General features: G+C 42.1%; 21 protein-coding genes. 20 read left to right on the top strand and 1 reads right to left on the bottom strand.

Going from position 1 to position 19,549, the window contains the following annotated elements; all coding sequences use genetic code 11:
• The first annotated feature begins 132 nt into the window (after positions 1-132).
• From prfA to MKX65_RS23320, 6 genes are all read left to right on the top strand, one after another.
• On the top strand, positions 133-1,206 hold the full coding sequence (prfA, locus tag MKX65_RS23345) for a peptide chain release factor 1 (RefSeq protein ID WP_340905952.1): 1,074 nt from the start codon (positions 133-135) through the stop codon (positions 1,204-1,206).
• Positions 1,199-2,059, top strand: coding sequence for a peptide chain release factor N(5)-glutamine methyltransferase (gene prmC, locus MKX65_RS23340; RefSeq protein ID WP_340905951.1), 861 nt, complete (start codon positions 1,199-1,201; stop codon positions 2,057-2,059). Before prfA ends, prmC begins: the two co-directional genes overlap by 8 nt.
• Before the next feature lie 286 nt (positions 2,060-2,345).
• Positions 2,346-3,017, top strand: a complete 672-nt coding sequence (gene spoIIR / locus MKX65_RS23335) for a stage II sporulation protein R (protein WP_340905948.1) — start codon at positions 2,346-2,348, stop codon at positions 3,015-3,017.
• Positions 3,018-3,198: 181 nt separating this feature from the next.
• On the top strand, positions 3,199-3,636 hold the full coding sequence (locus MKX65_RS23330; RefSeq protein WP_340906374.1) for a GNAT family N-acetyltransferase: 438 nt from the start codon (positions 3,199-3,201) through the stop codon (positions 3,634-3,636).
• Between the two features lie 132 nt (positions 3,637-3,768).
• Complete coding sequence (locus MKX65_RS23325) at positions 3,769-4,809, top strand: L-threonylcarbamoyladenylate synthase (protein ID WP_340906373.1); 1,041 nt, start codon at positions 3,769-3,771, stop codon at positions 4,807-4,809.
• A 70-nt stretch (positions 4,810-4,879) separates the two neighbouring features.
• The gene (locus tag MKX65_RS23320; protein ID WP_160545866.1) at positions 4,880-5,434 is read left to right on the top strand and encodes a manganese efflux pump; all 555 of its coding nucleotides are present in this window, start codon (positions 4,880-4,882) and stop codon (positions 5,432-5,434) included.
• 359 nt (positions 5,435-5,793) lie between these two features.
• Here MKX65_RS23320 and MKX65_RS23315 read toward each other — a convergent pair whose 3' ends face one another.
• Positions 5,794-7,233 carry a DDE-type integrase/transposase/recombinase gene (locus tag MKX65_RS23315; protein WP_340903151.1) on the bottom strand — a complete coding sequence of 480 codons (1,440 nt, stop codon included), beginning with the start codon at positions 7,231-7,233 and terminating at the stop codon, positions 5,794-5,796.
• A gap of 163 nt (positions 7,234-7,396) precedes the next feature.
• Here MKX65_RS23315 and MKX65_RS23310 point away from each other — a divergent pair, with 163 nt between their 5' ends.
• The 14 genes from MKX65_RS23310 to atpA all read left to right on the top strand — a co-directional run bounded on the left by MKX65_RS23310 (position 7,397) and on the right by atpA (position 19,485).
• On the top strand, positions 7,397-7,828 hold the full coding sequence (locus MKX65_RS23310; protein ID WP_340905947.1) for a low molecular weight protein arginine phosphatase: 432 nt from the start codon (positions 7,397-7,399) through the stop codon (positions 7,826-7,828).
• 21 nt (positions 7,829-7,849) lie between these two features.
• Entirely contained in the window at positions 7,850-9,145 is a 1,296-nt protein-coding gene (locus MKX65_RS23305; RefSeq protein WP_340905945.1) for a methyl-accepting chemotaxis protein, read from the top strand.
• A gap of 112 nt (positions 9,146-9,257) precedes the next feature.
• Positions 9,258-9,701: a ribose 5-phosphate isomerase B gene (gene rpiB / locus MKX65_RS23300; protein WP_340905943.1), complete on the top strand. Its 444-nt coding sequence runs from the start codon at positions 9,258-9,260 to the stop codon at positions 9,699-9,701.
• A gap of 19 nt (positions 9,702-9,720) precedes the next feature.
• Positions 9,721-10,296 (top strand): TIGR01440 family protein, encoded by a 576-nt coding sequence (locus MKX65_RS23295; protein WP_340905942.1) that lies wholly within the window; start codon positions 9,721-9,723, stop codon positions 10,294-10,296.
• Positions 10,297-10,479: 183 nt separating this feature from the next.
• The gene (gene glyA / locus MKX65_RS23290; RefSeq protein ID WP_160545861.1) at positions 10,480-11,727 is read left to right on the top strand and encodes a serine hydroxymethyltransferase; all 1,248 of its coding nucleotides are present in this window, start codon (positions 10,480-10,482) and stop codon (positions 11,725-11,727) included.
• Between the two features lie 154 nt (positions 11,728-11,881).
• Positions 11,882-12,511, top strand: a complete 630-nt coding sequence (upp, locus tag MKX65_RS23285) for a uracil phosphoribosyltransferase (protein ID WP_160545860.1) — start codon at positions 11,882-11,884, stop codon at positions 12,509-12,511.
• A 127-nt stretch (positions 12,512-12,638) separates the two neighbouring features.
• Positions 12,639-14,870, top strand: a complete 2,232-nt coding sequence (locus MKX65_RS23280) for a S8 family serine peptidase (RefSeq protein WP_340905939.1) — start codon at positions 12,639-12,641, stop codon at positions 14,868-14,870.
• 278 nt (positions 14,871-15,148) lie between these two features.
• Positions 15,149-15,376, top strand: a complete 228-nt coding sequence (locus MKX65_RS23275) for an AtpZ/AtpI family protein (protein WP_340905937.1) — start codon at positions 15,149-15,151, stop codon at positions 15,374-15,376.
• Positions 15,376-15,750 carry an ATP synthase subunit I gene (locus MKX65_RS23270; RefSeq protein WP_340905935.1) on the top strand — a complete coding sequence of 125 codons (375 nt, stop codon included), beginning with the start codon at positions 15,376-15,378 and terminating at the stop codon, positions 15,748-15,750. The genes MKX65_RS23275 and MKX65_RS23270 overlap by 1 nt, the downstream gene beginning before the upstream one ends.
• A 21-nt stretch (positions 15,751-15,771) precedes the next feature.
• The gene (gene atpB, locus MKX65_RS23265) at positions 15,772-16,482 is read left to right on the top strand and encodes a F0F1 ATP synthase subunit A (protein ID WP_340906372.1); all 711 of its coding nucleotides are present in this window, start codon (positions 15,772-15,774) and stop codon (positions 16,480-16,482) included.
• A 71-nt stretch (positions 16,483-16,553) separates the two neighbouring features.
• The gene (gene atpE, locus MKX65_RS23260) at positions 16,554-16,766 is read left to right on the top strand and encodes a F0F1 ATP synthase subunit C (RefSeq protein ID WP_066059974.1); all 213 of its coding nucleotides are present in this window, start codon (positions 16,554-16,556) and stop codon (positions 16,764-16,766) included.
• Between the two features lie 131 nt (positions 16,767-16,897).
• A complete protein-coding gene (locus MKX65_RS23255) occupies positions 16,898-17,419 on the top strand; it encodes a F0F1 ATP synthase subunit B (protein WP_340905931.1) in 522 nt (173 codons plus the stop codon).
• Positions 17,416-17,952, top strand: coding sequence for a F0F1 ATP synthase subunit delta (locus MKX65_RS23250; protein WP_340905930.1), 537 nt, complete (start codon positions 17,416-17,418; stop codon positions 17,950-17,952). Before MKX65_RS23255 ends, MKX65_RS23250 begins: the two co-directional genes overlap by 4 nt.
• A gap of 24 nt (positions 17,953-17,976) precedes the next feature.
• A complete protein-coding gene (gene atpA, locus MKX65_RS23245; RefSeq protein WP_340905928.1) occupies positions 17,977-19,485 on the top strand; it encodes a F0F1 ATP synthase subunit alpha in 1,509 nt (502 codons plus the stop codon).
• The last annotated feature ends 64 nt before the right edge of the window (positions 19,486-19,549 follow it).

Below are 19,549 nucleotides of genomic sequence, written 5' to 3'. Positions count from 1 at the left end.
ATGGGGAGGATGGTTTTGACGAGGTGTTTCACCTATACTATAATAGAAATGTTAAGCACTTATAGATTTGAGTTTTTGATTCGGAATAACTAGCGTGTAACCACGCGTGACTAATATAAGAGGTGAAGGACTTTGTTTGATCGTCTTCAATCAGTAGAGGATCGCTATGAAAGGCTGAACGAGCTTTTAAGTGACCCAGAGATCGTAAATGATTCTAAAAAATTACGCGAGTACTCGAAGGAGCAGTCAGATTTATCTGCAACTGTCGAAGCGTATCGTGAGTATAAAGATGTAAAAGAGCAGCTTCAAGACGCAAAAGCGATGCTTGAAGAAAAGCTTGATGCAGATATGCGTGAAATGGTAAAGGAAGAATTAAGTGAATTAGAAGACCGCATGGAAGAGCTTCAAGCTCGTCTACGTATCTTGTTGATTCCGAAGGACCCGAACGATGACAAAAACGTTATCATGGAAATTCGTGGAGCGGCTGGTGGAGATGAAGCTGCCTTATTCGCAGGTGACCTGTACCGTATGTATTCTAGATATGCGGAATCGCAAGGCTGGAAAACAGAAGTGATGGATGCTAACACGACGGGCGTTGGTGGCTATAAAGAAATCATTTTTATGATTAACGGAACTAGTGCCTACTCGAAGTTGAAGTTCGAAAATGGTGCTCACCGCGTACAGCGTGTTCCGGAAACAGAATCTGGCGGACGTATTCATACATCAACAGCAACGGTTGCTGTTTTACCAGAAGCAGAGGAACTAGAAGTAGAGATTCACGACAAAGATATTCGTACAGATACCTTCGCATCAAGTGGTGCGGGTGGACAGTCCGTTAATACAACGATGTCAGCCGTTCGTTTAACGCATATTCCAACAGGAGTTGTCGTTTCGTGTCAAGACGAGAAGTCACAAATTAAGAACAAGGAAAAGGCGATGAAGGTACTTCGTGCCCGCGTGTACGATAAATTCCAACGTGAAGCACAAGCAGAGTACGACCAAGTTCGTAAATCGGCGGTAGGAACGGGTGACCGTTCTGAGCGTATCCGTACGTATAATTTCCCGCAAAACCGTGTGACTGACCACCGCATCGGGTTAACGATTCAAAAGCTTGATCAAATTTTACAAGGAAAGCTTGATGAAGTACTTGAAGCGTTAATTGTGGAAGAACAATCAAGAAAGCTTGAAGAAGCATCTAATGAGTAAAAAAGTGTTCGAAGCCCTCGCTTGGGCTTCTTCTTTTTTAAAGGAGCAAAGCCGCGACGAAAATGCCGGGGAATTATTGCTTCGTCATTATATGAATATGTCACGGTCAAGCCTTTTGGCGAGTTTACATGATGTGGTCGAAGAAGCAATATGGGAGCAGTTTGTGGAGTCAGTAAAAAAGCATGGCGAGGGAATTCCTGTTCAATACATGATCGGTTATGAAGAGTTTTACGGCCGTCGTTTTTCCGTTAACCAAGAGGTGTTGATTCCAAGACCGGAAACCGAAGAGTTAGTGTATGGTGCATTAGATCGTATAAAAAGGTTGTTCGGTGAGGAGCAGGTTCAGTTGGTTGATATCGGAACTGGAAGTGGAGCAATCGCGATTACGATGAAGCTTGAGCGTCCCGCTTTACAGGTGACAGCAACCGATATTGCTGAGCCTTCTCTCGAAGTTGCTCGAAAAAATGCAGAAGAGCTTGGAGCTAAAGTTGAATTTTCACAAGGAGACCTGCTCTTGCCATTTATCGAGTCAGGAGAAAAATTTGATGTGATTCTCTCTAACCCTCCATATATTCCACTTGGAGATGAGAAGGAAATGTCAGTCGTTGTGACAAAGCACGAACCACACCGAGCCTTATTTGCGGGAAAAGACGGCTTAGACTTGTATCGCCGCTTCATGAATGAACTTCCTCAAGTGATAAAAAACAAAGCACTAGTGGGATTTGAAATCGGAGCCGGACAATCCGAAGCAGTCTGTGGAATGCTCCAACAAACATTCCCAACTGCATTGGTAGAGGTCGTATACGATATCAATGGTAAGGACCGAATGGTATTTGCAGAAATTGGATTTTAATTTTGGAAATGACTCAACAGGTGTTGCTGGTTGAGTCATTTTTTACGATAAAAAGAACTCTATTAAATTGATTGGAGCGGAGGCTGGCGACTCCTGCGGGAAAAGCGGGATAGTCGAGACCCTGGACTGAGCGAAGCGAGGGAAGCGGCTCGGCCCCGCCCGCGGAAAGCGTCCAGCCGCAGCGCAAATCTAACCAGACTGCTTTTCTATTATTTTTTTCAATTTACTAGTTTAAGATGAACATCTCTTGTCCACACTGTTGATAGTGAAGGGATGGTGCTAGTAAATGAAAACAAAAACACTTGCGAAATTATATATAATCATATTATCCATAGGAACCATATTAAGTCTATACATACCAAAAAATGAAGTCACCGCCAACGAAGCGATCGTCATTCCGAATGAAGCCATTCGCTTACGAATTCTAGCAAACAGTGACTTAGAAGTAGATCAAGAGCTTAAGCGAGAAGTTCGAGATGAAGTAAACGCAGCAATCACCGAATGGGTAGCAGAATTAACTTCCGTAGAAGCAGCCCGCGACTTAATTCAATCACGCTTACCAGAAATTAAGGCGATTGCAGAAGAAGTACTAGAAAAGAATGGATCCGACCAAAGCGTAAAAACCGATTTCGGAAAAGTAGAGTTTCCAACGAAGTTATATGGTGAGTTCTTGTATCCAGCAGGTGAGTATGAAGCAGTATTGATCACACTTGGTGAAGGGGAAGGAGCCAACTGGTGGTGCGTGTTATTCCCCCCTCTATGTTTCCTTGATTTTTCGAACTCAGTAGCAGTTAAAGAAGGTGTCGATGAGGCAGATGAGCAAGAGGTAAAAGTGGAGGAACAAAAAGTTGGAGCTAAAGAAGCAAAAGAGCCAGTGTTCGTAGAGGAAAAGAAGGATGAAAAAGAAGTGGAAGTGAAGTTTTTCCTTGTAGAGCTTTGGGCTAAGATCTTTTCATGAGAAGTGAGATGCAACTGCAGTGGTTGCATCTTTTTTATGATGTAAAAATTCTCGGATTCCATCCGACGTTGCAATCAATATCTACGTGCAAAAAATTATCCCCAAATCTAGTTCTACTTTTTCTACCTTTTCATATTCATAGAGTAACAAGAAAAAAAATAGAGGTGATTTGGTGGAAACGATGGTTCGTTGTGCACAAGTAGAGGATGTAAAGAAACTAGTAAACTTTTTAGAGAAGGCTAACTTGGGAACAGATGGAGTAGAAGAGGCTGTGGATTATTTTCTTCTATTAGAAGACGAAGCTGGAAATATAGAAGCGACTCTTGGAATCGAACCGCATGGACCGGTCGGATTGTTACGCTCTTTAGCGATCACATCACAGGCGAGTGAAAAGGAATTGCTGTTAATTTTTGAACAAATGCTCTTATTGGCAAAGGATAAACAGATGCAATCATTGTATTTAGCCACAAATAAAAAGGGATCTGTCCAATTTTTCGAGATGATGGGTTTTCAACAGGTGGAAAAGAAAGCACTGCATCAGAAAATATTTGAGTCCGCTCATGTGCAACATATCTTAACTGTGGATAACTCGTTGTTTATGGAGTTAAAACTGGATTAATCCACAAAGTTACCCACAAAATAGCAAATGTTGTACACAATTTGTGGATAAAACTTGAGTTATACACCATCTTCTTTTATACTTTCTTACGTATTACAAGAAAAATAGGGAGAAATACTCAAGGTGGAAAACATACAAACAAAGCTATGGTCAGTGGATAAAAATGTGGATAATCCAAAAAACTATCCACAAATCACACAGGCGGCATCACTTTTAAGAGAAAATGAAGTGGTTGCATTTCCTACGGAGACGGTATACGGACTCGGAGGAAATGCCCATTCGGATAAAGCGATTCACAAAATATATGAAGCAAAGGGTCGCCCGAGCGATAATCCACTAATTATTCACATTGCTGACAGGGACCAACTGAATGAATTTGTTACACATATTCCAGACAAGGCTACCAAACTAATGAACCAGTTTTGGCCGGGCCCGCTTACAATCATCTTTGAAAAAAAGAGCTCTGAATTGTCACAGTTAGCAACAGCGGGTTTATCCACAGTGGCAGTAAGGATGCCCAATCATCCCGTTGCTCTAGCAGTGATTAAAGAAGCGGGAGTTCCTATTGCAGCGCCAAGCGCGAACAGTTCAGGAAAACCGAGTCCCACGAAAGCGTCACATGTGCTAGAGGATTTAAATGGAAGAATCGCTGGCATTGTGGACGGAGGAGCGACAGGAGTTGGAGTAGAATCAACCGTTATTGATTGTACAGAAGAGATTCCGATTATCCTACGCCCGGGTGGAGTGACAAGGGACGAGCTTGAGGAAGTAGTAGGTACGGTTCAAGTGGACCCAGCTCTTAAGGATCAGAACGAAGCACCAAAATCACCGGGCATGAAGTATCGTCATTATGCCCCAAAATCTCCTCTTTTTTTAGTAAAAGGGGACCGTGACAAACTTCAGCAACTGATTAATAAGGAAAAACTTGAAGGTCGAAAGGTTGGCGTGTTAACGACGACAGAAAATGAGGGCTTTTATCAAGCAGATGCAGTGATTTTCTGTGGAACAAGAGAAAATCTTGCGACTGTGGCAAGCTCTTTATATGATGTGTTACGATCGTTCGATCAAAGAGAAGTAGATATCATCTTTAGTGAAATGTTTCCTTCTACCGGTGTAGGAGAGGCGATTATGAACCGGTTGATGAAGGCGGCAGGAAACCAGATTATTGAATAAAGCAATTTTCTCATTCTAAACCCTTTTGGACGTGCATATGCTGAATTAGCAAGTCCAAGGGGGCGAAAGTATGTCATCAATGATTGGAGAATTGATCACACTAATAATAATGGCATTTGCACTAGGAATGGATGCATTTTCTGTGGGCTTGGGAATGGGAATGTTCAGGCTCGGGCTTCGGCAAATCTTAAAAATTGGAATCACCATCGGGTTATTCCATATTTGGATGCCGTTATTAGGAATGATCGCAGGAAGATTTTTGTCCGAGCAGTTCGGTGCATTTGCTGCTTATTGCGGCGGAGGCCTTTTAATTGTGTTAGGTTTGCAAATGCTTTGGTCATGCTTTAGGGAAGACGACAGTTCATTTATCACTCCGGTAGGTTTTGGTTTACTTGTATTTGCACTAAGTGTGAGTCTTGATAGCTTTTCGGTCGGATTAACGCTAGGTATTTATGGTGCAAAAACAGTTCTAGTCCTAACTTGCTTCGGAATAGGTGCCACTATTTTAACTTGGTTAGGTCTTCTTGTGGGACGTAAAGTCCAAGGTTGGATTGGAACGTACAGTGAAGCGTTGGGAGGCACGATTTTGCTTGCCTTTGGGATTAAATTATTGTTACCATTCTAATAAATTAGAACACATAGTGGAAAAGGTGTTTTCTTCATGAAAATACCTTTTTTCGTTAGAAATCAGACTTTAGTAATATGGAACTATGTCATATAATGAAGATGGTAGTGTCAAAAGATTTATGAAAACTACCTAAAGGGTTAGTTTCTCTCCTATTTACTGGATGGAGATGCGCCGCAATCGCTCTTGACAAACACGCCAATGGTTTGAGGATTGTTTAACAAGGGCGAAGGGAACAAAAGAAGGCATACCAAATAAGCCCTTGGTTGTTTCCATTTTAAACCATTGGCAAGTTCGGTTTGTCAAGAGTTCGCTCCGCCGATTGCTGAATTAGCTTAAGGGCTCAGCTAAACAAAAAGTTAGGCTTGTCTTTGCTCTACTATCCATTGTTGTGCTAATCCAATGAGCTTTGTCCAACGTGCTGGCATTGTTGGAAGCCCCTTGAGTTCTGGATTCACTACGGGCACTTTTCCTTCTAAGGCGGCATGCGGACGCAAAAAGTTAAAGTAGGCCGTAAATAAGGTGACGTATGAAATGGAACCATGTTCAGAGCCGAATCCATGAGTGGAGCGATAATTGCCCTTAAAGGTGCGGTTAAGTCTCTCAATTATTTGTTTCAGTGGTCTATATTCGGTCGAAACAGGGTCCTCATTGGTTAATCCAATGACCTGCTTCACATCGAATGAAATCCCATGTTGAGCGAAGAAATGTTGGGCTAAAAGATAGATTGGATTCCCGTCTACCACAAAGGTCAGATTTTCTGGAATCTCTTTCATCTTGATTAAGACCTCATCAATTGCTCGAATGGCTGTTGCTGTGTCTCGATTAGGCGACACCGGATACGAAAGAATAATCTTTTTCACGGCGTCAAAAAAGAAAAATAAATAATGCCATCGACCGTTTACTCTGATATACGTTTCATCACCGCAGAATTGGTCTGAAAGTTCATAGGGATAGTGATCCACATAAGGTTTAAGTAATAAAGCTACGCTATTTTCGTAGTTCAATACAGTCTGATGTGAAATCATCACTCCGTGTACGTCCTGCATAATCGCAGCTGTTTTACGGGCCGAAAGGCCATAGTTTACATGATAGGTTAGGATCAATCCTAATGTATGTGGGGATGCATAAATCTTTGATAAGTCCACGGCCGGCAGTTCTGGTGATTCCTTGGATAACGGCTGGAAATCGATATAAAACTGACGGAAAATGTATCTCAATTTAAATGCTTGAGGGTCCTTTTTGAACCTTTTCTTTTCTTTTGAAGTCATCCCATTGAGCTTCTTTTGATAATAAAAACAGTCATTGTTCTTGCACTTAAACACGTGAAAATCTTTTCTTTCTTTTATTTTCTCGAGAGTCTTGGAACAATGAGGACACTTCAGGATGGCCTCCTTAGAGTAACGGTTCTTTTCACTGAAAAGTTCTGTACACACCTTGCATTGATACTGACCTTTATCTCCATTGTTGGCATAAAGATAATCCGATGGAGCACCACACTTTGGACAGTTCATGGCTTTAGGTACGGAAACTTTTGCATTCTTACGCCTTTGAACAGGTTTGAGAGCTTTCCCGTTCTTCTCTTGATATTCACTAAGAAGAACTCGATAATCAAGCTGTTCTAGAACTTCAATGACTGGAAGGTCATCCACTTGAAGTTTTCGATAAGGTTTATTTACGGGCTGTTCAGTAGGTTTATCGAACATGCTTTTACCAATCAATAAAGTAAGCAATGTTCGAATGAGTTGTTCTTGATAGTTTATAAAAGTTAATAAATAGGTTATAATTTGAGGGTACAACTTGTCACTTCCTTTCTGGGAATTGAGTGTGTGGTAACCTCAATTATCTCCAGAATTCAGGGGGTGGCAATTTTTTTGCTTAAAAAGCCCTCTATCATAGGATTTTATAACCTATTTCTTATAAAAGTTTTGACAATACGATGAAGATGGAGGAGAGAATCATATGATAAATGTATTGTTTGTATGTACAGGGAACACGTGCAGAAGTCCAATGGCGGAGGCTATTTTAAAAAGTAAAAACATACCCGGAGTGGAAGTTCGTTCTTCAGGTGTTTTTGCTATGAATGGAAGTGATGCATCTCCACATGCAAAAAAAGTACTAGATGCCAAGAAGATGGAACATAGCCATCAATCCTCTTTATTAACGGAACAGCAGGTCGAGTGGGCCACGTATATTTTAACGATGACAGCGGGTCATAAAGCGAATATTGTTGCCACGTTCCCGTCAGCGCAAGTGAAAACCTTTACACTAAAGGAATTTGCTGGTGGATTTGGGGACGTGAGTGATCCTTATGGTGGATCTCTGTCTGTCTATCAACAAACCTTCGAAGAACTGAAAGATCTGATTGAAAAAAGCATACACAAATTATCGTAATACAACCAGGGGGAAGGCTTTATGGGGGAGAAAAAGGCATACAAGTTTGGACTTAGGAAAAAACTTGTATTATTTACTACGATTTTAGCAGTCATTACGTATACAACGAGTGCGATTTTTATTGATATGTTATTTCCGATGATTCAGGACTTTATAGGGATGAAAAAAGCGGGCTTTTCTTTTATTACTTATTTAATGGGGATCCTCTGGTCCGGGATTCTAGCATTTTTAGCAGCGGGGTTTATCATTAAACCTCTTCAAAAGCTAGAGCGGGTCACATTAAAAGCAGCGCACGGAGACATTGGTGAGGATGTGGAGATTTCCAAATCGGATGATGAAATTCGATCGTTAGGGGTCGCGTTTAATCATATGCTGTTTAATTTACGTGATATGGTTCAAACCATCGATGAGAACTTTAAGCAAACGAATGAGAAGGTCATTGCGATATCAAGGGAAAGTGCTATTGCATCAGAAAAAGCAGACATGATTGATCGAACGGTTAATGAAATCTCGCTTGGAGCAGAAAACTCAGCGGCAGCAACGCAAAATACAGCCAGTTCGATGGATGAAGTCACTCATATTGCCGAAGAAGTACAATTAACGGCACAGCAATCGCAAAAAATCTCCAATGAAATGGTTGAAGAGCTAGACGAGTCTAAGAAAGTGATTTTCTCGCTAGTATCAGGCATTCAAACGCTTGCTGAAGATAACAAGCAGTCACTTGTCTCAGTGAAAAAACTAGAGGAAAATGCGGCGCAAGTAGAACAAATTATTCAGTTGGTTGGAGATATCGCAGCCCAGACGAACCTTTTAGCTCTTAATGCATCGATTGAAGCGGCGCGAGCGGGTGAGCACGGAAAAGGCTTTGCGGTAGTAGCAGACGAAGTTCGTAAGCTTGCGGATGAGAGTGCAAAAGCGGTTCAAGGAATTTCTGAACTGATTCAAAATATACAGAGCGAAGTTCGTAATGTGGTGTCTCAAATAACAAACCAAGTACAAACAGCACTTGGACAAGCTGAAAAAGGCCATGCAACGAACCAAGCAATTGAAGAAATGACACGAACCGTCGTTCAAATGGCGTCAGCGGTAGAAAAGATCTCAACTCTTGTTGACCGACAAATGGAAGGAATTCAGCATACTGCCACGCAATCACAGGAAGTGGCTGCGATTGCCGAAGAAACTTCAGCAGGTGCAACAGAGGTAGCAACCGCTGTAGGACAGCAAACAGAGGTCATCGAAAAAGTTGAGCGCTTGGCGCACGAATTGAATGATCAGGCAGTTAAACTTAAAGGTACGATTACTAGATTTAAGATGTAGGAGATAGGACTCTGCAAACGGATGCAGGGTCTTATTTTTTGACTGACTAGCTTTATCTTTATATAAGGTTATGTCAAAATAAAGATAGTTTTTACAAATGGGAGGCGTAACGATGAAGGTAGCAATTGCATCTGATCACGGTGGCGTAAATATTCGAGAAGAAATTAAAAGTCTTATGGACGAAATGGGCATTCAGTACGATGATTTTGGCTGTGAATGTGATACATCAGTCGATTATCCAGATTTTGCTTTACCGGTTGCGCAAAAGGTGGCAAACGGGGAATACGATCGCGGAATCTTGATTTGTGGTACAGGAATCGGAATGAGCATTGCGGCAAACAAAGTAAACGGCATTCGCTGTGCCCTTGTTCATGACGTATTTAGTGCGAAGGCAACTCGTCAGCATAACGACAGCAATATGCTAGCGATGGGGGAAAGAGTCATCGGACCTGGGCTTGCACGTGAAATTGCACTTGCCTGGCTTGAAACGGAATTTGAAGGCGGAAGACATGCCAACAGAATCGGTAAAATAAGCGATTATGAAAAAAGCAAGTAAGTTGATGGAGGGGTAACAAATGACAAGTGATTTGTCCATTTGGAAAAACCAGCTGGAAACGATTTTAGCAGATTTTTCGGACCAAGTAGTGTTAACGGACAAGCATGTTTTTGTGATTGGCTGTAGCACGAGCGAGGTGATTGGGAAGAAAATTGGTACAGCGGGAACGAATGAAGTGGCTGAGCTAATTTTTTCAAGTCTGCGTGAATTCAGTCAACAAACAGGTGTAGCTCTTGCTTTTCAGTGCTGTGAGCATTTAAATCGTGCCCTTGTTGTTGAACGAACAACTGCTGATCAAAAGGGTTGGGAGGAAGTAACCGTTGTTCCGGTTAGACAGGCTGGGGGAGCGATGGCTACATATGCCTATAATCATTTTTCTGAACCGGTAGTTGTTGAGTTTATACAAGCGGATGCGGGGATCGATATTGGAGATACTTTTATAGGGATGCATGTAAAACATGTAGCGGTTCCGGTTCGAGCGTCGATTTCTGAGCTTGGCAGTGCACATGTAACACTGGCTCGCACACGTCCGAAGTTAATTGGAGGGGCTCGAGCAATATACGAACATTCGAAGGGTAATGAGTCTTGTTCATAAAGCTTTTGCAGATTTTGCAGAGGCTTTTTTCTTTCGATTAGCGAAAAATGTTGGAAAAAGACGAAAATAACGCTTTCAAAAATATTTTTTTCGTGCCTGTCATACTGAGAGTGTGTTAAGATGAAGTAGGAATTTTCAAAACTGCTATATAAATTAGTTTTTAACATATAAGGGGGATTACGGATGAAGCATTTAGCACAGCAAGATACGCAAGTTTTACAAGCTATTCAAGACGAATTAGGGCGTCAAAGAACAAAGATTGAACTAATTGCATCAGAAAACTTTGTAAGTGAAGCGGTAATGGAAGCGCAAGGATCTGTTTTAACAAACAAGTATGCAGAAGGCTACCCTGGCAAGCGTTATTATGGTGGCTGTGAGCATGTTGATGTGGTAGAAGACATCGCTCGTGACCGCGCAAAAGCAATCTTCGGTGCTGAGCATGTTAACGTACAACCTCACTCAGGTGCTCAAGCCAATATGGCAGTTTACTTTACGGCTCTTGAGCAAGGTGACACAGTTCTTGGGATGAACCTTTCTCACGGTGGTCACTTAACACACGGAAGCCCGGTTAACTTCAGTGGTGTTCAGTACAACTTCGTGGAATACGGAGTGGACGAGCAAACACAAACGATTAACTATGACATCGTTCGCGAAAAAGCATTAGAGCATAAGCCGAAAATGATCGTTGCTGGTGCTAGTGCATACCCTCGTGCAATCGATTTTAAAAAGTTCAGAGAAATCGCTGATGAAGTGGGCGCTTACTTAATGGTCGATATGGCTCATATCGCTGGTTTAGTAGCAGCTGGATTACACCAAAACCCAGTTCCTTACGCTGATTTCGTAACAACAACTACACATAAAACATTACGTGGTCCTCGTGGTGGTATGATCCTTACGAGCGAAGAATGGGGTAAGAAAATCGACAAGTCGATCTTCCCTGGAATTCAAGGTGGTCCATTAATGCACGTTATCGCTGCAAAGGCTGTTGCTTTCGGTGAAGCCCTTCAAGACAGCTTCAAAGAATATGCAGCAAACATTATTTCTAACGCGAAGACTTTAGCTGAAAGTTTACAAAAAGAAGGAATCAATCTAGTATCTGGTGGAACAGACAACCACCTTCTATTAATCGATGTTCGTTCTTTAGGCTTAACGGGTAAAGTAGCTGAACACGTACTTGATGAAGTAGGAATCACAGTGAACAAAAACACGATTCCGTTTGAAACAGCAAGCCCATTCGTAACAAGCGGTATCCGTATCGGTACAGCAGCTGTTACTTCTCGCGGGTTCGGTGCGGCTGAAATGGAAGAAATCGCAAGCATCATTAGCTTTACATTGAAAAACCATGAAGATGAAGCGAAGTTAGCAGAAGCAAGAGAGCGTGTATCTGCACTTACTAGCCGTTTCACTTTATATCCTGAAAGACAAATCTAATTTTGTTAGCCAGCCTGATGTTTTTTCGGGCTGGCTTTTTACTTTGTCTTAGAATTGTAATATCCAATTTCTGTTCGAGGTTGCCCACGGGAAGTTTTTTCTGTAAAATTAGACGAAGTGTTTATGAATCGAGTTAGAAAAGGAGAGATGCTAGATGGCAAAGGTATATGTGTTTGATCATCCCCTCATTCAGCATAAGCTTACATACATCCGCGAAAAAAATACAGGAACTAAGGACTTCCGTGAGCTAGTAGACGAAGTGGCAACATTAATGGCGTTCGAAATTACTCGTGACATGCCGTTAGAGGAAATCGAAATCGATACACCAGTAAGCACAATGAAATCAAATGTGTTATCTGGGAAGAAAATAGGAATTGTGCCTATTTTACGTGCGGGAATTGGAATGGTAGATGGAATCTTAAAGCTTATCCCTGCAGCAAAGGTTGGTCATATCGGTCTGTATCGTGACCCAGAAACATTGATGCCAGTTGAATACTACGTTAAGTTACCAAGCGACGTAGAAGAGCGCGACTTCATCGTAGTTGACCCAATGCTTGCAACAGGTGGTTCAGCGATTGAAGCGATCCACTCATTGAAAAAGCGTGGCGCGAAGAATATTAAATTCATGTGCCTAATCGCAGCACCAGAAGGCGTGGACGCTCTTAAAGAAGCGCACTCGGATGTAGATATCTATATCGCAGCACTAGACGAAAAATTAAACGACCACGGATACATCGTCCCTGGACTAGGTGACGCTGGAGACCGTTTGTTTGGAACGAAGTAAGAGATGAAGCTAACCGTTTGGGCGGTTAGCTTTTTATATGCAAAACTTAAACCTCCCACACCACATACGCATAACTCACCACCGAGTGGCAAAACATAGTAAAAAACTTCGGAGGTGCTAGACAAGCGTGAAACGTAGAATCATTTTTTTAACAGCCTTGTTATTCTCATTTGTTTGCACTCCCGCTTTATCAGCTAAAACACTCATTCATCCACCCATCCCAGAAGAACCCCTCACAACGGAAAAAGTCGCGATCGTGACACTACCAACACTTGCGACAGAAGAGCAAATCAAACAACTCATCGAACCATACCCTGACCTTGAGCTCCGTCATATTTTCACCGAGGCTCTGAATGGCTTTTCGGTTAAAGGGACGAAGGGATCTCTTGATAAGCTCGCACAAACGTCCAAAGTCGAGTCAGTTTCTCCAGTGACAACCTACAGCGTGCAGTCAGAATCGAATATAGAAATCATTGGTACAGAGGAAGTGCGAGGATACTTTGATCCGAAAGACGAACGGCTTACCGGAAAGGGGATTACCGTCGGGGTTATTGATACAGGGATTGATTACCATCATCCTGACTTAAGACGAAGCTATAAAAGGGGCTATGATCTCGTCGATATTGATGATGATCCGATGGAAACGAAGGGTATGTACGGCCAAAGTACCTTACATGGGACGCATGTGGCCGGCATTATTGCGGCAAATGGAAAGATCCAAGGAGTCGCACCTGACGCAAAGATTATTGCCTATCGTGCGCTTGGACCGGGTGGATCAGGAACAACGGAACAAGTGCTTGCTGCAATAGACAAGGCAATCAAAGATAAAGTAGATATTTTGAATCTTTCACTAGGGAACAATGTGAATGGTCCGGATTTACCCATATCGCTCGCGTTAAATAAAGCGGTGGAGAACGGGATCACAGCGGTTACTTCTTCTGGAAACTCGGGACCGAATATGTGGACGGTTGGTTCTCCTGGTACGGCATCAAAAGCCATATCAGTTGGTGCATCCACACCCGTTTTGAAGGTTCCTTATCTCAAGATCGATGGAAGGAAAGAAACCTTAAGGCTCGAACCGATGCAGGGCTCTATGGATTGGAAGCTTGATCGGTCGTATGAACTGGCATACGGAAAGCTTGGGAAAAAAGAAGATCTCGCCAATGTTGCTGGAAAAATAGCTCTTATTCAAAGAGGGGAACTAACCTTTTCGGAAAAAGCATGGTATGCACAGGAAGCTGGTGCCGTCGCTGTGATTATTTTTAATAATATGAATGGTGAGTTTGCTGGAAATCTCGATCGTCCGATTGATATTCCGGTTGCCACCATGTCTAGAGAACTTGGTTTAGGCATCGTTAAATCAATGGCTAGCCAAAAAATCCTTGCAACAACAAATATAATAGAAGAAAAGGATTTGCTTGCTAGTTTTAGTTCGAGAGGACCTGTTACCTCCACGTGGGAAATTAAGCCGGATGTGGTCGCTCCGGGAGTAGCGATAACGAGCACGATACCAGGGGGGTACTTAGCTCTTCAAGGAACAAGTATGGCCGCTCCGCATGTGGCTGGAGCGGCAGCTCTAATCAAGCAAGCTCATCCAGATTGGGGACCGGAAGAGATCAAGGCGGCGCTTATGAATACGGCTATTCCGATCGTTGATGGAAAAAAAGTCCCTTATAAAACATATGAGCAAGGTGCTGGAAGAATAAGAATTCCTGAAGCGATCCAAACAAGTACGCTCGTAAAGCCTGCTTCCCTGCAATTTGGGAAATTTAAGTTAGTAGAAAGGCAGCATGAGCATACCCAGCAGCTGACATTTAAAAATGTAAGCGACCGTCGTATGACCTATCGTTTTGAAGTTCCTCATCAAAGGGACGGAATACAGTTTGAGCTGCCTCTTGCTTTTTCTGTAGATGCGGGAAAAGAAAAAACGGTGGAAGTAACGATGAGTGTGGATCCAAGTGAACTAAATAAAAAAATACATGAAGGCCATTTGACCATCATGGCAGGATCCCAAAAAGTAAGTGTACCCTATCTGTATGTTTTAGAGGAACCGGATTACCCACGTATTATGGGGTTTGAATTTGGTCCTGGAGATAAACATGGGGTGTATCATTACGAAGTGTATTTACCGGGTGGAGCAGATGAATTTGGAATTGCTCTTTTTGATCCAGACACATATCGGTTCGTTAAATTTTTAGATTGGAAACGGAATGTCGCAAGAGGAATGCTAAAGATGGACATTCCAGTTGAGTGGTTACCAGAAAATGGATTATACTTAGCGAAGGTTTTTGCGAAAAAAGCTGGTAAAGAAGATATGGTTGAAACAGGGATTGCTGTCTCGAAAGTGAAAGAACGGTAAGGAAAAGAGGGAGAGAGAACAACGCTCCCTCCATTTGCAATAGGAAAATAAAAAACTTTTTGAACATAATGTGAACAAGAATTTCCATTGTTTGAATTGTGAACTTTTTCACTCCAAACTAATTGACATTGACAAGTGCCTATTGTATGCTTACAAAGGGTATTAATGATAGGGTTTTCAACATGGGTACTGTATAAATATAGTTTTCCTAACCCCGAAAAATCCATTGCGAAAAACAATCTTCTATCTACCAGTCTCTTTAAAAGGACGTGCCTGAAATGAATCAAAAAAACCGTCGTCCATATCAAGCAATGGCGTTAATGTCGGGGATTCTTTCGCAGTTGGTAGGCTCCGTATTAATAGGCATTTTTGCCGGAAGATGGCTTGATCGTACACTCGACACCGAGCCGCTTTTTTTAATCATCGGACTACTCCTCGGATTAGCAGCTGGCGTATATGCCATGATCAGACTAATTCAACATTTCTTTTCAGGAGATAATAAGTGATGCCCGAAATACAATCGATCTACATCCGGCAACGAAAGTACATATTCTTCTTACTAGCTTTATACGTGCTAGGGTGGGGATTTACCTCATATCAAACTATTTTTTTAGGGCTTATTTTAGGTACGAGCTTAAGCCTTTTTAATTTGTGGTTATTGGCCAGAAGGACTATTAAATTCGGCGATGCAATAGCAAAAGGCGAAAAGGTCCGTTCCCTCGGCATGTTTTCAAGAATGGCTACGGCTGTTTTAGCGGTGATGATCGCTCTTGAATATCCTGACAAGCTCCATTTTTATAGCGTAATTATTGGATTAATGACCTCATATGTGGTTATTATGATAGATTTTTTTCTTCAAGCATTTCATTCACATAAATAGCGGGGAAGAGAGGTGAATACTGTGCATCATGAAGCTCCTTTACATGACTTTATGGGCCTAACCTTTAACTTATCAAATGTATTGATGATAACAATTGCTAGTGCGATTGTCTTTATCATCGCAGTGCTTTCCACTCGCTCATTGGCTATGAAACCAACGGGGATGCAAAACTTCTTCGAATGGGTAATGGATTTCGTCAAAGGAATCATTAATAGTACGATGGATTGGAAAGACGGTGGAAGATTCCACATTCTAGGTATTACATTGATTATGTATATATTCGTATGTAATATGCTTGGACTTCCATTTGGAATTACGTATGACCATACACTTTGGTGGAAATCACCAACAGCTGATCCAGTGATCACACTGACTTTAGCAACGATGGTCGTTGGGCTTTCTCACTATTATGGTGTAAAGCTGAAGGGAGTAAAAGAATACGGTCGCGATTTTGTTCGACCAATGTGGTTCTTGTTCCCGCTGAAACTTATTGAAGAATTTGCAAACACCTTAACACTCGGGCTTCGTCTTTACGGTAACATTTATGCAGGGGAAATCCTTCTAACGTTACTAGCAGGAAGTCTAGCAACTGGAGTCGGCGGCCATCTCGCTGCGATCATTCCAATGCTTGCTTGGCAAGGGTTCTCAATCTTTGTCGGCGCGATTCAGGCGTTTATCTTCACCATGTTAACAATGGTTTACTTGGCACACAAAGTGAGTCATGACCATTAATATATACCCGTTCATTTAATGAACAAAAAATAACAAAATCATGTTTATACATTTTAAGGAGGAACTTTATAATGGGTCTTTTAGCAGCAGCAATCGCAATCGGTTTAGCCGCACTAGGTGCAGGTATTGGTAACGGTCTTATCGTATCTAAAACAGTTGAGGGTATCGCTCGTCAACCAGAAGCTCGTGGTATGCTTCAAACAACTATGTTCATCGGGGTAGCGTTAGTAGAAGCGGTTCCGATCATCGGCGTAGTTATCGCGTTCATGGTTATCGGCGGCTAATATACGGTTTTTTAACAAAACAATGGCGAAGAACATATTACGTGCAGCTTCGCCATTCCTTTATGTTCATCTATTAACAATTGAAACGTTATAAATTGTAAGTGTACGACTCTTGAAGGGAGTGAGCAAGGGTGTTAACAAGCAGTCTAGTATTAGGTGCAGCTGGTGGTGGGTTTAATAGTGGAGATATCCTATTCCAATTAGTAACTTTCATCATCTTGTTAGCATTACTTAAGAAGTTTGCATGGGGTCCGTTAATGGGCATCATGAAACAACGTGAAGAGCATATTGCTGGAGAAATTAATGCTGCTGAACAAAGCCGCGGTGAAGCAAAGCAATTACTAGAAGAGCAACGTACGCTTTTAAAAGAAGCTCGTACAGAAGCTCAAGGATTAATTGAAAATGCGAAAAAGCAAGGCGATGTCCAGCGTGAAGAAATTATTGCGTTAGCGCGTGCGGAAGCAGACCGTCTGAAAGAATCTGCTAAGCTTGAAATCGAACAGCAAAAAGAGCAAGCAGTTGCTGCTATTCGTGAACAAGTAGCTTCATTATCTGTACTTATTGCTTCTAAAGTGATTGAAAAAGAACTATCAGCAGCAGATCAAGAGAAGCTAATCAATGAATATATCCAAGAGGCAGGAGAAGGGCGATGAGCAACTCGACTGTAGCGAAGCGCTATGCGTTAGCTCTTTTTCGACTAGCAAAAGAGCATCAACTTCTTGACCAAATGGAAAATGAAATGCGTGTAGTTAAAAATGTAGTAAAAAATAACGGCGACCTAGGTGTGGTTTTAAAGTCTCCTAAGCTTACGAATGAGAAGAAAAAAGAGATTATTAAACAGGCATTCTCTGGTGCTAGCATGTACGTTCTAAATACGTTAATGATCCTAATTGATCGTCATCGTGAAGACTACATTGAAGCAGTAGCTGATTATTTTATTGAATTTGCAAATGATGAAAGAGGAATTGCTGAGGCGAAAGTATATTCTACTCGTCCACTAACAGAAGCTGAGCAACAAGCATTATCTGCTACGTTCGCTGCAAAAGTTGGCAAGCAATCTCTCCGTATTGAAAATATTGTTGATACCAATCTGCTCGGCGGCATCAAGCTTCGAATCGGAAACCGAATTTTCGACGGTAGCTTGCGCGGAAAGCTAGAGCGCTTGGAACGTCAATTATTAGGCTAAGATTCGTAGATAGGGGTGAAACTCATGAGCATCAATGCTGAAGAAATTAGTGCGCTGATAAAACAGCAAATCGAAAACTATCAGTCGGAAATTCAAGTGAGTGATGTAGGTACGGTTATCCAAATTGGTGACGGTATCGCTCGTGCTCATGGTCTTGACAATGTTATGTCAGGGGAGCTTGTTGAATTTTCGAATGGCGTTATGGGTATGGCGCAAAACCTAGAAGAAAATAACGTTGGTATTATCATCCTTGGACCTTTCACTGATATTCGTGAAGGTGACGAGGTTCGTCGTACTGGACGCATCATGGAGGTTCCAGTTGGTGAAGAGCTAATTGGCCGCGTGGTAAACCCTCTTGGACAACCGGTTGACGGAATGGGTCCAATTCAAACAACAAAATCTCGTCCAATTGAAGCTGGAGCACCTGGTGTTATGGATCGTAAATCTGTACACGAGCCACTTCAAACGGGTATTAAAGCGATTGACGCACTTGTGCCAATTGGTCGTGGTCAACGTGAGTTAATCATCGGAGACCGTCAAACAGGTAAAACATCTGTTGCAATCGATACCATCCTTAACCAAAAGGATCAAAACATGGTATGTATCTATGTAGCCATCGGACAAAAGGAATCAACGGTTCGTAACGCAGTTGAAACCCTTCGTAAAATGGGTGCATTAGAGTACACAATCGTTGTAACAGCGTCTGCATCTCAACCAGCTCCATTATTATACTTAGCTCCTTATGCTGGTGTAACAATGGGTGAAGAGTTCATGTACAATGGCAAGCACGTACTAGTAGTATACGATGATCTTTCTAAGCAAGCTGCGGCTTACCGTGAATTATCACTATTACTACGTCGTCCTCCAGGTCGTGAAGCATATCCAGGGGATGTATTCTACTTACACAGCCGTCTATTAGAGCGTGCTGCAAAGCTTAGCGATGCAAAGGGTGCTGGTTCAATCACAGCTCTTCCATTCATCGAAACTCAAGCAGGTGACGTATCTGCTTATATTCCAACAAACGTAATTTCGATTACGGACGGACAAATCTTCTTACAATCTGACCTATTCTTCTCTGGTGTACGTCCAGCGATCAACGCAGGTCTTTCTGTATCACGTGTAGGGGGCTCTGCCCAAATTAAAGCGATGAAAAAGGTTGCAGGTACACTGCGTCTTGACCTTGCTTCATACCGTGAGCTAGAAGCATTTGCTCAGTTCGGATCTGACTTAGATAAAGCAACACAAGCAAAGCTTAACCGTGGAGCTCGTACAGTTGAAGTTCTAAAGCAAGATCTAAACAAGCCGTTAAAAGTAGAGAAGCAAGTTATGATTCTTTACGCATTAACTAGAGGCCATTTAGATGATATTCCAGTAACGGATATCCAGCGTTTCGAAGGTGAGTTCTTAAGTTGGTTAGACCACAACCGCAAGGAAGTGCTTGACCAAATCGTAACAACAAAAGACCTTCCAGCTGACGATGTATTAGTATCAGCAATCAACGACTTCAAAAAGACGTTTGCTGTTAGTGAGTAATTGATAAATGGGAAGAGGAAGACCGGTTCTTCCTCTTTCCCAAGTGTTTCACTTTGAAAACAAG

The sequence above is a fragment of the Robertmurraya sp. FSL R5-0851 genome (assembly GCF_038002965.1).
Classification (GTDB): Bacteria; Bacillota; Bacilli; order Bacillales; family Cytobacillaceae; genus Robertmurraya_A; species Robertmurraya_A beringensis.
The sequence above is the reverse complement of the archived record's forward strand: the minus strand, read 5'-3'. Positions and strand labels throughout refer to the sequence as shown.